The organism is Streptomyces sp. MS06, from assembly GCF_047200655.1.
Classification (GTDB): Bacteria; Actinomycetota; Actinomycetes; order Streptomycetales; family Streptomycetaceae; genus Streptomyces.
Map to the genome: position 1 here is coordinate 174,116 of NZ_JBJZOJ010000003.1, position 13,195 is coordinate 187,310.

Below are 13,195 nucleotides of genomic sequence, written 5' to 3' on the forward strand. Positions count from 1 at the left end.
CGACGCCCCCCGACGGCGGCCCCCGGTCGGCGGCCGAGGCGCCGCGGGCCGGCCGGCCAACGGCCGGAGGGGGCGGCGCGCGGGGGCCGGGTAGCGGGGCAGAATGCCTCAGCACGACCGAAGGGACCAACCACGTGAGCCTTGCCGACAGCCCCGGCCCCTGTGCCCGGACGCCCGCCCGGGGACGCCCCCGCAGCGAGGCGGTGGAGCGCGCCATCCTGGACGGGGCCATGAAGCTGCTGGAGGACGGCGTCCCGCTCGCCGAGCTGTCCATCGAGCGGATCGCGCGCACCGCGGGCGTCGGCAAGGCCACCATCTACCGCCGCTGGAGCGGCAAGGAGGAGCTGTTCGTCGACATGCTGCGGGCGGCCGAACCGCCGGATCCCGAGCTCCCGGGCACCTCGATGCGCGAGGACCTGCTCGTGATGCTGGAGTCGCTGCGGCAGCGGGGCCTGGCCAGCCGTGCCTCGGCGATCCTGCACAACGTCTACGCGCAGACCAAGAGCAGCCCCAGGATCTGGGCCGCGTACCACGCGAGCGTCATCGTCCCGCGCCGCCGGATCGCCCTGGAGGTGCTGCGCCGCGGCCAGCGCGACGGCGAACTGCGGGCCGACGTCGACGTGGAACTGGCCAACGACCTGATCTTCGGGCCGATGCTGACCCGGACCGTGATGCGCCCGGAGGCGGACCTGCCCGAGGATCTCCCGGCGCAGATCCTGGACACCGTCATGGCCGGTCTACGCCCCGTCAGCCCCTAGTCGGGAGGCGGGATATGCGGATTTCGTCACAGAGCCCGCAGGGTCGGCCGCGACCGGAACCCGCGCCGCCGCCCCGCACGTCCTTCTGACCGTACGGTTGCCGCAGGGCGGCGGCGGAGAACGGAACCGTTCATCCCCTAGGGTCTAGCTGCTGGGGGCGACGGTGTGCACGGCAGGCAGGTGAGGCGGCGGCATGGCGCAGCAGGCGTATCTGAGGGAGACGGACGACGGCGGCTCGGCGGGCGAGCGACCGGGGTCCCCACTCCGCCGCCTGGCCGGCCGGTTGGCCGGTCCGTGGCGCGGCGACCCCCGGATCTGGCGGCGCGGCCTCGTCCTCGCCGCTCTCGCGGTGCTGCTGGCGCTGGTGCTGGTGGTGCACGCGCACATCCCGAACGACGTGGGCAACCTGGGCAGTCTCACCGAGACCTTCCTGCCCTGGTTCGGGGTGCTGGTCCCGGTCCTGCTGGTCCTCGCGCTGCTGCGCCGGTCCGCGACCGCGCTCCTCGCGGTGGTGCTGCCGGCGGTGGTGTGGCTGAACCTGTTCGGCGGGCTGCTCACCGACAAGACCGGCTCCGGCGGAGATCTGACGGTGGCCACGCACAACGTCAACGCCGACAACCCGGATCCGTCCGGCACCGCCCGCGAGGTCGCCGCCTCCGGTGCGGACGTGCTCGCCCTGGAGGAACTGAAGGCGTCCGCGGTGCCGGTCTACGAACGGGCGCTCAAGCCGGTGTACCGGTACCACGCGGTCGTCGGCACCGTCGGGCTGTGGAGCAGGTACCCGATGACGGCGGTGCGCGCGGTCGACATCGAGCTGGGCTGGAAGCGCGCGATGCGGGCCACCGTCGACACCCCGGACGGGGCGGTCGCCGTGTACGTCGCCCACCTGCCGTCGGTGCGGGTGAAGATGGAGGCCGGTTTCACCGCCCGGCAGCGCGACAAGAGCGCCGACGCCCTCGGCGAGGCGATCGCCGACGAGGGGCTGACGCGCAAGATCCTGCTCGGTGACCTCAACGGCACCATGAACGACCGTGCCCTGCGGGCCGTCACCTCCCAACTGCGCTCCACGCAGGGCGCGGTCGGGGACGGCTTCGGCTTCAGCTGGCCGGCCGCCTTCCCGATGGCCCGCATCGACCAGATCCTGGTCAGCGGAGTCGAACCGGAGACCTCCTGGACCCTGCCGGAGACGGGCAGCGACCACCTGCCGGTGGCGGCCCGTGTGAAGGTCGCCACACCGGACTCCTGAAAGCCCTGGTCGCGCGGGGGCGTGCGGCGCCCCGCGGTGTGCGGGAACACAGGGCCTGGCAGACTTTGTTCCGTACTTGAACATAAGGTCGCGGACCACCGTCTCGAAAGGCCCCCCATGCCACTCGCCCTGCTCGCCCTCGCCGTGGGCGCGTTCGGCATCGGTACCACCGAGTTCGTGATGATGGGCCTGCTGCCCGAAGTCGCGGACGACCTGCACACCTCGATCCCGACCGCCGGCCACCTGGTCTCGGCCTACGCCCTGGGCGTGGTGATCGGCGCGCCGCTGCTCGCCGCCGCGACCGCCCGGCTGCCCCGCCGCACGGTCCTGATCGGCCTGATGTGCCTCTTCGTCGCGGGCAACGCGCTGTCCGCCCTCGCCCCCGACCACCGCTGGCTGCTCGCCGCACGCCTGCTCAGCGGACTTCCGCACGGCGCCTTCTTCGGGGTCGGCGCGGTGGTCGCGACCGGCCTGGCCGCGCCGGAGCGGCGGGCCCGCTCGGTCTCCCTGATGTTCCTCGGCCTGACCGTCGCGAACATCGTGGGGGTGCCGGCCGCCACCCTGATGGGCCAGCACCTCGGCTGGCGGGCCACCTTCCTCGCGGTCTCCGCCATCGGCCTCGCCGCCGTCGCCTCGCTGGCCCTGCTGGTCCCGCGCACGCCCGGGCACGCCGCTCCCGCCGCCGGCCTGCGCGGCGAGCTGGCCGCCCTGCGCTCGCTGCCGGTGTGGCTGGCGCTCGGCACCACGGTCGCCGGGTTCGGCGCCCTGTTCGCCGCGTACAGCTACATCGCGCCGATGCTGACCGATTCCGCCGGGTACGCGGAGACCAGCGTGACGGTGCTGCTGGCGCTGTTCGGGGTGGGGGCCACCGCGGGCAACCTGCTCGGCGGGCGCCTCGCCGACCGCTCGCTGCGCGGCACCCTGTTCGGCGGACTCGCCGCCCTCACCGCGGTACTGGCCCTGTTCCCGCTGCTGATGCAGGCGCGGTGGAGCGCCGCCCTCGCGGTGGCGCTGCTGGGCACGGCCGCGTTCGTCACCGGCTCCCCGCTCCAGCTGACGGTCATGGAGAAGGCCGCCGCGGCACCGGCCCTGGCCTCCTCCGCCAACCAGGCCGCCTTCAACCTCGCCAACGCGGGCGGCGCGTGGATCGGCGGCCTCGCCCTCGCCTCCGGCCTCGGCACGACCTCGCCGGCCCCCGCGGGTGCCCTGCTGGCCGTGCTGGGGCTCGCGGTGGCCGCGGTGGCCTACGCGGTGGACACCCGCCGCGCCCCGCACGCCGGACGTGAACGCGTCGTCACGGCGCACGTTCCTCCGGCGCCGGCACGCGTTCCTTCGGAGCCGGCGCGGGAGGCCCTGCACCGCTGACCCGTGTCCGGCGCGGCGCACGCATCCACCGCCCGGACCGCGTCACCCGGCCCGGACCGCGTCAACCGTCCGACCCGCGACCTCCGAGCGACCTCGCACGCCGGGCGCCGGGCGCGGGTGGGGGCACGGGAGGGGGCGGGGCGGTCGTCCGGGCGCCGGGGCGGCGCCCGCCGGCCGCCCCGCCCCGATCCGCCGGACCGGCCCGGACTAGGCCGTCTCGCGCCAGCCGTTGGTGATCGGCAGGCGGCGGTCCTTGCCGAAGCCCTTCGCCGAGATCTTGGTGCCCGGCGGGTACTGGCGGCGCTTGTACTCGGCGGTGTCCACCATCCGCAGCGTCCTCGTCACCAGGGCCGGGTCGAAACCGGCGGCCACGATCGCGTCGGCGCCCCGGTCCCGGTCGACGTACATCTCCAGGATCGCGTCCAGCACCGGGTAGTCGGGCAGCGAGTCGGTGTCGACCTGCCCGGGGCGCAGCTCGGCGCTGGGCGGCTTGGTGATGGAGCTCTCCGGGATCGGCGGGGTCTGCCCGCGCTCCCGGGCGGCCCGGTTGCGCCACTCGGCCAGCCGCCAGACCCACGTCTTGTACACGTCCTTGATGGGCCCGTAGGCGCCGACCGAGTCGCCGTACAGCGTGGAGTAACCCACCGCCAGCTCCGACTTGTTGCCGGGGGCCAGCACGATGTGGCCCTCCTGGTTGGAGAGCGCCATCAGCAGCGTGCCGCGCAGCCGGGACTGGAGGTTCTCCTCGGCCAGACCGGTCAGCTCCGCCGACGCCATGTAGGCGTCGAACATCGGGGCGATGGGGGTGGTCCGGAAGTTCAGTCCGGTACGTCGGGCCAGTTCCGCCGCGTCGTCCCTGGAGTGCCCGGAGGAGTACTTCGAGGGCATCGACACGCCGTGCACGTGCTCCGCGCCCAGCGCGTCGCAGGCGATCGCCGCGACCAGCGCGGAGTCGATCCCGCCGGACAGGCCCACCAGGACGGACCGGAAGCCGTTCTTGCGCACGTACGCGCGCAGGCCCACCACCAGCGCCGAGTAGACCTCCTCCTCGTCCTCCAGCCGGTCCGCGTACCCCCCGGTCCGCTCCGGCGGGTAGGCGGCGAGCGGCTCCCCGGACAGCACCACGCGGTCGATGCGCAGCCCGTCGTCGACCACTCCGGACGGCGCCTCGCCGGCCGCGGCCGGCAGCTCCAGGTCCAGGACCAGGCAGTCCTCGGCGAACTGCGGGGCCCGCGCGACGACGTCGCCGTCCCGGTCCACCACGATCGAGTCGCCGTCGAAGACCAGCTCGTCCTGGCCGCCGGTCATCGCGAGGTAGGCGGTGGTGCAGCCGGCCTCCTGGGCGCGCTTGCGGACCAGCTCCAGACGGGTGTCGTCCTTGTCGCGCTCGTAGGGGGAGGCGTTCACCGACAGCAGCAGCCCGGCCCGCGCCGAGCGGGCCGCGGGCACCCGGCCGCCGTCCTGCCACAGGTCCTCGCAGATCGCGAGGGCGATGTCGACGCCGTGCAGCCGCAGCACCGGCATGCTGTCGCCGGGCACGAAGTAGCGGAACTCGTCGAAGACGCCGTAGTTGGGCAGGTGGTGCTTGGCGAACGTCAGCACCACCTCGCCGCGGTGCAGTACCGCGGCCGCGTTCTGCGGGGCGCCGGCCGGCTGCCCGTACTTCGGCTGGGCGGTCTCGCAGCGGTCCAGGTAGCCGACCAGGACGGGCAGCTCGCCGAGTCCCTCGTCGGCGAGGCGCGCGGCCAGGTCCCGCAGCGCGGTGCGGGAGGCCTCGACGAAGGAGGGCCGCAGGGCCAGGTCCTCGACGGGGTAGCCGGTCAGCGCCATCTCCGGGAACGCCGCGAGGTGCGCCCCCTGCTCGGCGGAGCGCCGGGTCCAGCGGACGATCGTCTCGACGTTCCCGGCGAGGTCGCCGACGCGGGAGTCGATCTGGTTCAGGGCGAGTCGAAGTTGAGGCACGGGCCCAGTGTAATCGTCAAATCGACGCGATGGGGTGGCGCGGGGTGTGTGCCACCCCACGCCACCCCTCACCGGCGGCTGCGGCGCGCGGCCGCCCGGTGCCGGGTCAGTGGCGCCGGTACGACTCCACGTAGCCCCGCGCGGGAGTGCCCACGCCGGTCACGTCGTCGTAGCCCTTGACCGCCTGCAGCGAGCTGTCCTTGCCGAGGCTGCGCACGGAGGTGACCAGGCCGTCGGCCTTGTCGAAGCCGTTGGCGTAGTCGACGCGCACCACGGCCAGGCCGGAGCCGGTCGGGTTGTCGGTGACGTCGTGGTACGCCTTCGACCCGTACCGGGCGTAGATCGCCGGGTTGGCGAAGCCGAGCGGCTTGCCGCCGTGGGCCTCCTGGGCGAGCGCCTGCACGGCCGCGATGACCGGTGCGGCCAGCGAGGTGCCGCCGATGCGGTACTCGCTGTAGCGCTGCGTCCCGTCCGGGAAGGTCTGCGTCTGACCCATCCGGAAACCGGTGTTCGGGTCGGCGATGGCCGAGATGTCCGGAACGACACGGTTGCCGGCGGCGCTGTTGGCCTGGGCCAGCGAGTCCGGGACGACGCCCTTCTGGTAGTACGGCTCCGGCACGGTGCGGCTGGTGCCGCCGCCGGCGCCGTAGACGAAGGAGCCGGGGAAGCCGGTCCAGCTCGCGCGGTCGTCCGACAGCCCGGCACGCTCGGTGCCCCAGCCGGTCTCCCACTTGTACTTGTTGTGCTTGCCGACCGCCAGCGAGGTGCCGCCGACCGAGGTCACCCAGGCGGAGTTGGCCGGCACGTCGACCTGCTTGGTGCCGGTGTTGGCGACCTCGTCCCCGTTGTCGCCGGAGGAGAAGTAGAAGCCGATGCCCTCCACCGCGCCGAACTGGAAGATCTGGTCGTAGGCGGCGGCCAGGTCCGGCGTCTGGTTGGCCTCGACGTCGCCCCAGGAGTTGGAGACGATGTCGGCCAGGTGGTTGTCGACGACCTTGCCGAGCGAGTCCAGCAGGTCGTCGTCGTAGCAGGAGGCGGCGCCCACGTAGGTGACGTCGGCCGCCGGCGCGACCGCGTGCACGGCCTCGACGTCGAGGCTCTCCTCGCCGTACCAGCCGGCCGCCCCGCACTCCTTGGTCTTGGTGTACGCGTCCGGCAGCACCTGGTGCAGCTGGCGGGTCTTCCAGGCCGCGTCGTGGTGGTTCCTGGCGTACATGGCCGCGTCGAAGGCGATGGTCGGCGAGGCGTACGCGTCGGTGATGGCCACCCGCACGCCCTTGCCGGTGCGGTGCCCCGCGCCGTAGGCGGCGCGCAGCTGGCGCCCGGTGTAGCCCTTGACGGTGTACGGGGCCTTCGTGCCGTACGCGTCCGGCAGCGTGCTCGCGATGCGCGAGCCGTAGTAGGACGAGAACGGCCCGGCGTTCCTGAACACCGCGTCCGGCGGCGGAAGCTGGTCCTTGTGGTCCGCCTTGTGCGGGGCGTTGTCCAGGCCCGTGACGGTCAGCACGGCGCCCTTCAGGCTCGACGGCGCAGAAGCGGTGCGCTCCGGGGCGCGGTAGGTCGCGGAGCCCTTCGCGTAGGTGCGCAGCTGGGTGCCGAAGGCCCGCTCCGCGGCGGCCACGTCACCGCTGACGGAGACGTAGTGCCGGGTCACGCCGGTGACCTTCAGACCGGCCGACCTCAGCCAGGACTTCACCGCCGAGACCTGGGCCTTGGTGGCGCCGAAACGGTCCTGCGCCTGCCGGGCGCTGAGGTACTTCCCGTACTGCGCCGAGTGCGGGTCCGACACGGCCTGGGCGTAGGCCGCGAGGCCGGCCGCGTCCCGGCCGGCGAGGTAGACGCGCGCGGACACCGCGGCGCGGTCGGAGGCCGCACCCTTGTCCGCCCTGGGCGTGGCCCACGCCGGCTTGGTCCCGGCCAGCGTGTCCCGGTGGTTCGGGTTCCCCGCCGCGTGCGCCGCGGGTATGCCGAGCGCCAGCGCGCCGGCGAGCATGGGCAGGGTCGCCGCCAGGCTCACTCCGGCGCGCACCTTGGCGCGGTTCGCTCTCATGAAACCCCCTGTTGCGTGGTTCGTCGCGAGTGGATCACCCGCCGGGGCCACTCTGTCGATGAACCGTTCATGTCAGGGAAATGTGAAACCCAAGAAGAGCCCAAGTAAGCGGTGTAGAAAGGAGTTTGAGGGGGCCTCGGTTGATTCGGATCTTTGCTCCGCTCATCGCCCGATCTGCCCGGCATGTGCGCCACCCCGGACCGCGCGGAGCGCGCCGGCCGGAGCGGAGGCGTCCGCGTCGGGGCCCGCGGGGGAGTCCGCCGGAGCCCGGGTGCCGCCCCGGCGGCGCGGCGGGGCGGCGGCGCGGCGGGGCGGGGCGGCGGGGCGGCGGGGCGGCGCGGGCCGCGATGCCGTCCCGGGGGTGGAGGGGGCGGGTCGTGACGCCGTCCTGGGGGTGGAGGGCGTGACGCATTCCTGGGGGTGGAGGGGGCCGGGGCGGGGTTCCGGGCTGCGGGGGCTCGGAGCGGGGAGCGGCCCCGGCGGGGAGCGGCCGGAGTCGGCGCCCCCTCCGCGCGGGGGAGTGGCCGGAGCCGGGTCCCCGCCCCGCGGGGGAGCGGCCGGAGTCGGGTCCCCACCCCGCGGGGGAGTGGACGGTGCGGGATGCCGGCCGCGAAAAGTGGAATACGGGATGCGCATTATTTACGCTGGCCGGTATGCGGCTCCTGCGCTCCACCGACCTCGCCCTGCGCGTCCTGATGCGGCTCGCCGTGGTCGGTGCCTCCACTCCGACGACCCGCGAGGTCGCCGCCGTCATGGGTGTGCCCTACACGCACACCGCCAAGGTCGTCGCCGAACTCCAGCACCTGGGGCTGGTCGACGCCCGGCGCGGCCGCGGCGGCGGACTCGCGCTCAGCGAGCAGGGCCGCACGGCATCGGTCGGCGCGGTGGTGCGCGCCTTCGAGGGCGACGGCGACGTCGTCGAGTGCGAGGGGGCCACACCCTGCCCGCTGAGCCCCGGCTGCCGACTGCGCGGCGCGCTGCGCAGGGCCCAGGAGGCGTTCTTCGCGACGCTGGACCCGGTGACCTTGGCGGACGTCGTCGCCGATCCCACCGGGCCGCTGCTCCTGGGCCTGCCGGCGGTGCCCTGAGGGGCGCCCTCGCTCAGTTCGCGCCGAGCCAGAGGTCCGGCCCGAACACCTCGTAGTGGATGTCGGCCGGTGCGACCCCCCTGTCGATCAGCTGGGCGCGGACCGAGCGCATGAAGGGCAGCGGGCCGCACAGGTAGGCGCGGGTGCCCGGCGCCACCGGTACCTCGGCCAGGTCGACGTAGCCGGTGCGGGCGCCGGCGGGGGCGTCCTGCTCGTACCAGAGGTGCACGGCGGCGTCCGCGAGCTTGCCGGCGTACGCCTCCTGCTCGGCGCGCAGCGCGTGCTCGGCGGGGGAGCGGTCGCCGTGCACCACGGTCACCGGTCCGCGGTGCCCGTCCTCGGCCAGCCGGGCCAGCATGGCGGCCACCGGGGTCACCCCGATGCCGGCGGAGGCCAGCAGCAGGGGCGTCCCGGGGGCGTCGCCGAGGACCAGGTCGCCGTACGGGGCGGACAGCTCCAGCGCGTCCCCGCGGCGCAGGTGGGCGTGCAGGTGGTTCGAGACCTCGCCGTCCGGGGCCGCGGCCTCGCCGCGCACCCGCTTGACGCTGATCTGACGCAGCCCGGCGCCGGGAGCGCCGGAGAGGCTGTACTGGCGGATCTGGCGGGCGCCGTCGGCGAGCGGCACCCGCACCGACACGTACTGGCCGGCGCGGAAACCGGGCACCGGGCCGCCGTCGGCGGGCCGCAGCCGGAAGGTGGCCACGTCGGCGGTCTCCGCGACCCGCTCGACGACCTCCCACCGCCGCCAGGTCGGCTCGCCGCTCTCCTCGTACAGCCGCTTCTCGAGCGCGGTCAGCGCGTGCGCCATCAGCCAGTAGACCTCGTCCCAGGCGGCGGCCACCTCGGGGGTGACCGCGTCACCGAGGACGTCGGCGATGGCGGCGAAGAGGTGTTCGTGGACGATCGCGTACTGCTCCGGTCGCACCCCGAGTGAGGCGTGCTTGTGCGCGATGCGGGACAGCATCGCGTCGGGCCGCTGCTCCGGGTGGTCCAGCAGGTGTGCGGCGAAGGCGGCGATGGAGGCGGCCAGCGCCCGGCGCTGGGTCCCGGCGGCCTGGTTGCCGCGGTTGAACAGGTCGCGCAGCAGCTCCGGGCGGGCGGCGAACATCCCGGAGTAGAAGCGCTCGGTGATCTCGTCGAGGGACGCGCCGACGGCGGGCAGGGTTGCACGGACGACGGCAGCGGACGAATCGGACAGCATCGGCTCTCCTGAGGGTCTCGGTGGACGCCGGTACGGTATTGAAACTTGCATCTAAAATGCAAATTAAAGTGGTCGGGGTCGACCGGAGGGGGTGGCCGTTACAAACGCGGAGCTGGACAGGCAAGATGGGCAGAGGAGCGGTCTACTCGCCGGAGTGCGGCGTTCACGCCCTCGGCGGTCGGCCGATCATGGTCCGCAACGCGCGTGAAACGGTGTTGTGGTGGGATGCTCAGGTGCCCGACCGCCTCCCGCGGGACCGGGGGCAGGCGGCCTGACCAGCAAGGATGGGGAAGCGGAAGATGGACAAGCAGCAGGAGTTCGTGCTCCGGACGTTGGAGGAGCGCGACATCCGGTTCGTACGCCTGTGGTTCACCGACGTGCTGGGCTTCCTCAAGTCGGTTGCCGTGGCCCCGGCCGAGCTGGAGCAGGCCTTCGACGAGGGCATCGGCTTCGACGGCTCCGCCATCGAGGGCTTCGCCCGGGTCTACGAGTCCGACATGATCGCCAAGCCGGACCCGTCGAGCTTCCAGGTGCTGCCGTGGCGCGCCGAGGCGCCCGGCACCGCCCGCATGTTCTGCGACATCCTCATGCCGGACGGCTCCCCGTCCTTCGCCGACCCGCGCTACGTCCTCAAGCGTGCCCTGGCCCGCGCCTCCGACCTCGGCTTCACCTTCTACACCCACCCGGAGATCGAGTTCTACCTGCTGAAGGACAAGCCCGTGGACGGCTCCCGTCCGACGCCGGCCGACAGCTCCGGCTACTTCGACCACACCCCGCAGGCCGTCGGCATGGACTTCCGCCGCCAGGCCATCACCATGCTGGAGTCGATGGGCATCTCGGTGGAGTTCTCCCACCACGAGGGCGCCCCCGGCCAGCAGGAGATCGACCTGCGGTACGCCGACGCGCTGTCCACCGCCGACAACATCATGACGTTCCGCCTGGTCATGAAGCAGGTGGCACTGGAACAGGGCGTGCAGGCCACCTTCATGCCCAAGCCGTTCTCGGAGTACCCGGGCAGCGGTATGCACACCCACCTGTCGCTGTTCGAGGGCGACCGGAACGCCTTCTACGAGTCGGGCTCGGAGTACCAGCTCTCCAAGGTGGGCCGCTCCTTCATCGCCGGCCTGCTCCGCCACGCGGCCGAGATCTCGGCCGTCACCAACCAGTGGGTCAACTCCTACAAGCGCATCTGGGGCGGCTCGGAGCGCACCGCGGGGGCCGGCGGCGAGGCCCCGTCCTACATCTGCTGGGGCCACAACAACCGCTCGGCCCTGGTCCGCGTCCCGATGTACAAGCCCGGCAAGACCGGCTCCGCCCGCGTGGAGGTCCGCTCCATCGACTCCGGCGCCAACCCCTACCTGACCTACGCCGTCCTGCTCGCCGCCGGCCTCAAGGGCATCGAGGAGGGCTACGAGCTCCCGCCGGGCGCCGAGGACGACGTGTGGGCCCTGTCCGACGCCGAGCGCCGCGCGCTGGGCATCGAGCCGCTGCCGCAGAACCTCGGCGAGGCGCTCGCCCTGATGCAGCGCAGCGACCTCGTCGCCGAGACCCTCGGCGAGCACGTCTTCGACTTCTTCCTGCGCAACAAGAAGAGCGAATGGGAGGAGTACCGCTCCGAGGTCACCGCCTTCGAGCTCCGCAAGAGCCTGCCGGTGCTGTAGGCGCAGGCTGGAGCGGACCTCTCACGGCTGGGCGGCTGCGCCGAGGGTCGCGGACCGCCGGTCGAAGGGGAACGGGTGCGCTGCCTGCGGGACTTGCGGGGGCCCGTCAGATCTTGATGACGGTGGCGCGTCCCCGGCAGAGTGCGGTGAGGTCCTCGGGGTCGGAGGTGAGAACGGTCACCGGGCCGGGCGCGGCCAGTGCCGTGGCGCTGAGCAGGGCGTCGATGGCGTGCTTGTGGCCGTGCCGGCCGGCGTCGGCGAGGAGGGCGGCGGCGCGACGGGCGACGGGCTCGGTGATCGGTTCGATGACGAGCCGGGAAAGCGTCCATTCCAGGGCCGGGCGGTTGATCCGTGGGTGGATCACTTCCACGAGGGTGGCCGCGGAAGTGATCACCCGTAGGTCTTCGGCGCGTGCGAGGGCGAGCCAGCCGGTGACCGTACGGTCCCGCAGGACCGCCCTGGCCAGTCCTTCGCTGTCGAGTACCAGGGTGCCGCCGGGAGCGGCCTGGGAGGCCGTCACGCAGCGTTCGCCCCGCCGTGTACTTGTTGCTCCCGGGTTTGGTGGAGCTGGTCGCGCAGAGCCTGGATCTCGTCGTCGGTGATGGGGCCGTGCTCGGCCTCCGCCACGGTGATGAGTTCGTTGAGGTTGTCCCGCTCTATCTGGCGGGCGACGGCCGCGGCGACGTACGCGGACAGTCCGGAGGGGCCGCTGCGGGCCTTGGCGGCCTCGGCGATGTCACGCGGCATGGTGATCGAGTACTTGCCGGTAGGCTCACTCATGCCACCTATCCTACCCTGCATCCTCCCGGCTGCTGTCGGTGCAGGTGCTTGGTGGGTGCGCCGCAGCCCGCCGCTCTTCCTTTCCGGCCCCGGTGCCGCCGATCCGCTGCCGGGTGTCCGGGTCGCGTCCTCACCGGGTGTCAGTGGGCCTGTCCGGCGGGGGCGTGAGCGAGGGCGGAGGGGGTGAGGCGGCCGACGATCGCCGGGGCCTCCCGGACGAGGCTTTCGTCCTCCACCGCCTCGACCATGAAGAGGGCGAAGTCGACCCGGCGGGTCAGATTGCTGGCCAGCACGGGATCGCCCACATGCCGGCTCCACACCGGCAGTCCCTGGCTCTCGCCCTCCTCGAGGTCGCTGCCGCGCACGACTGTCCAGCGGGTGTCGCTGGCGAAGATCCTCCGGCAGGCCTCGACCTGGTCGTCCAGGTCCACGACCCGGGCGAGCTTCGCCAGTCGCCCGAACGCCGCGACGAAGGCCCGCAGGCGCAGCGGGTACCGGTCCTTGCCGTCCCGGGTGATGTGCCACCCGCAGGAGAACACCAGGCGCGCGCCGGGGGGCGCGAGGTCGAGGACGGCCTGCGCGGTGCCGGACGCGTAGTGGTGCATGCCCCAGGGGGCCAGGACGGTGAGTACCGCGTCGCATCCCTCGACGGCCCGTGCGACGACCGCCCGGTCGTCGGTGGCCCCGGGCAGCACGGTGATCCGGTCGCCGAACTCGGCGAGCTTGCCGGTGCTCTGCTCCCGGCAGACGCCCACGACCTCGTAGCCCCGGTCCAGCGCGTGCCGCACCATGTAGCGCCCGAGCTTCCCGGAGGCTCCGACGATGCACACCTTCCTCCGCGCGGTGATGTCCGCGGCGGTCTCCGCCGCGGACTCTGCGGCGCGCTCCTCTCCGTCCTGCCCCGTGTGCGCCGAGGGCGCCCTGCCCGGTCCGTTCTGCCCGTTCCGCTCCATGGCCTCTGCTCGCTCCCTGCCCGTCCGCCCGGCCTTGCGCCGTGAATCAGCCTTACTCCGTAAGCTGCCTTACGTGGTAAGGCTACCTTACGGCGTAAGATGGTCAAGCCTGAGTGGAGGACCAGTCGAGG

At 73.2% G+C, this 13,195-nt stretch carries 11 protein-coding genes; 5 read left to right on the top strand and 6 right to left on the bottom strand.

Going from position 1 to position 13,195, the window contains the following annotated elements:
• Nucleotides 1-134 precede the first annotated feature (134 nt).
• The 3 genes from ACL02U_RS02855 to ACL02U_RS02865 all read left to right on the top strand — a co-directional run bounded on the left by ACL02U_RS02855 (nt 135) and on the right by ACL02U_RS02865 (nt 3,369).
• A complete protein-coding gene (locus tag ACL02U_RS02855) occupies nt 135-758 on the top strand; it encodes a TetR/AcrR family transcriptional regulator (protein WP_412788967.1) in 624 nt (207 codons plus the stop codon).
• Between the two features lie 193 nt (nt 759-951).
• On the top strand, nt 952-2,004 hold the full coding sequence (locus ACL02U_RS02860) for an endonuclease/exonuclease/phosphatase family protein (RefSeq protein WP_412788968.1): 1,053 nt from the start codon (nt 952-954) through the stop codon (nt 2,002-2,004).
• 117 nt (nt 2,005-2,121) lie between these two features.
• A complete protein-coding gene (locus ACL02U_RS02865) occupies nt 2,122-3,369 on the top strand; it encodes an MFS transporter (protein WP_412788969.1) in 1,248 nt (415 codons plus the stop codon).
• A 207-nt stretch (nt 3,370-3,576) separates the two neighbouring features.
• Here the strand turns inward: ACL02U_RS02865 and ACL02U_RS02870 are convergent, their stop codons facing one another.
• Both ACL02U_RS02870 and ACL02U_RS02875 read right to left on the bottom strand, forming a co-directional pair.
• Entirely contained in the window at nt 3,577-5,331 is a 1,755-nt protein-coding gene (locus tag ACL02U_RS02870) for an NAD+ synthase (protein WP_412788970.1), read from the bottom strand.
• 106 nt (nt 5,332-5,437) lie between these two features.
• Entirely contained in the window at nt 5,438-7,381 is a 1,944-nt protein-coding gene (locus tag ACL02U_RS02875) for a protease pro-enzyme activation domain-containing protein (protein WP_412788971.1), read from the bottom strand.
• A gap of 653 nt (nt 7,382-8,034) precedes the next feature.
• Here ACL02U_RS02875 and ACL02U_RS02880 point away from each other — a divergent pair.
• The gene (locus tag ACL02U_RS02880) at nt 8,035-8,469 is read left to right on the top strand and encodes an RrF2 family transcriptional regulator (RefSeq protein WP_412788972.1); all 435 of its coding nucleotides are present in this window, start codon (nt 8,035-8,037) and stop codon (nt 8,467-8,469) included.
• 13 nt (nt 8,470-8,482) lie between these two features.
• Here the strand turns inward: ACL02U_RS02880 and ACL02U_RS02885 are convergent, their stop codons facing one another.
• Nucleotides 8,483-9,670: a globin domain-containing protein gene (locus ACL02U_RS02885; protein WP_412788973.1), complete on the bottom strand. Its 1,188-nt coding sequence runs from the start codon at nt 9,668-9,670 to the stop codon at nt 8,483-8,485.
• 299 nt (nt 9,671-9,969) lie between these two features.
• On the opposite strand from ACL02U_RS02885, the gene ACL02U_RS02890 reads away from it, so the two are divergent.
• Nucleotides 9,970-11,331 carry a glutamine synthetase family protein gene (locus ACL02U_RS02890; RefSeq protein WP_412788974.1) on the top strand — a complete coding sequence of 454 codons (1,362 nt, stop codon included), beginning with the start codon at nt 9,970-9,972 and terminating at the stop codon, nt 11,329-11,331.
• A gap of 106 nt (nt 11,332-11,437) precedes the next feature.
• On the opposite strand, the gene ACL02U_RS02895 is transcribed toward ACL02U_RS02890, so the two are convergent.
• From ACL02U_RS02895 to ACL02U_RS02905, 3 genes are all read right to left on the bottom strand, one after another.
• Entirely contained in the window at nt 11,438-11,851 is a 414-nt protein-coding gene (locus ACL02U_RS02895) for a PIN domain-containing protein (RefSeq protein ID WP_412788975.1), read from the bottom strand.
• A complete protein-coding gene (locus ACL02U_RS02900) occupies nt 11,848-12,111 on the bottom strand; it encodes a CopG family transcriptional regulator (protein WP_412788976.1) in 264 nt (87 codons plus the stop codon). The genes ACL02U_RS02895 and ACL02U_RS02900 overlap by 4 nt, the downstream gene beginning before the upstream one ends.
• Nucleotides 12,112-12,251: 140 nt before the next feature.
• Nucleotides 12,252-13,064 (bottom strand): NAD(P)-dependent oxidoreductase, encoded by an 813-nt coding sequence (locus tag ACL02U_RS02905; protein ID WP_412788977.1) that lies wholly within the window; start codon nt 13,062-13,064, stop codon nt 12,252-12,254.
• Nucleotides 13,065-13,195 lie beyond the last annotated feature (131 nt).

What these genes read in the sequence shown, in the direction of transcription:
- ACL02U_RS02880 (WP_412788972.1), top strand. Translation starts at nt 8,035, where the DNA reads ATGCGGCTCCTGCGCTCCACCGACCTCGCCCTGCGCGTCCTGATGCGG.
- ACL02U_RS02875 (WP_412788971.1), bottom strand. Translation starts at nt 7,381, where the DNA reads ATGAGAGCGAACCGCGCCAAGGTGCGCGCCGGAGTGAGCCTGGCGGCG.
- ACL02U_RS02900 (WP_412788976.1), bottom strand. Translation starts at nt 12,111, where the DNA reads ATGAGTGAGCCTACCGGCAAGTACTCGATCACCATGCCGCGTGACATC.
- ACL02U_RS02885 (WP_412788973.1), bottom strand. Translation starts at nt 9,670, where the DNA reads ATGCTGTCCGATTCGTCCGCTGCCGTCGTCCGTGCAACCCTGCCCGCC.
- ACL02U_RS02890 (WP_412788974.1), top strand. Translation starts at nt 9,970, where the DNA reads ATGGACAAGCAGCAGGAGTTCGTGCTCCGGACGTTGGAGGAGCGCGAC.
- ACL02U_RS02860 (WP_412788968.1), top strand. Translation starts at nt 952, where the DNA reads ATGGCGCAGCAGGCGTATCTGAGGGAGACGGACGACGGCGGCTCGGCG.
- ACL02U_RS02905 (WP_412788977.1), bottom strand. Translation starts at nt 13,064, where the DNA reads ATGGAGCGGAACGGGCAGAACGGACCGGGCAGGGCGCCCTCGGCGCAC.
- ACL02U_RS02865 (WP_412788969.1), top strand. Translation starts at nt 2,122, where the DNA reads ATGCCACTCGCCCTGCTCGCCCTCGCCGTGGGCGCGTTCGGCATCGGT.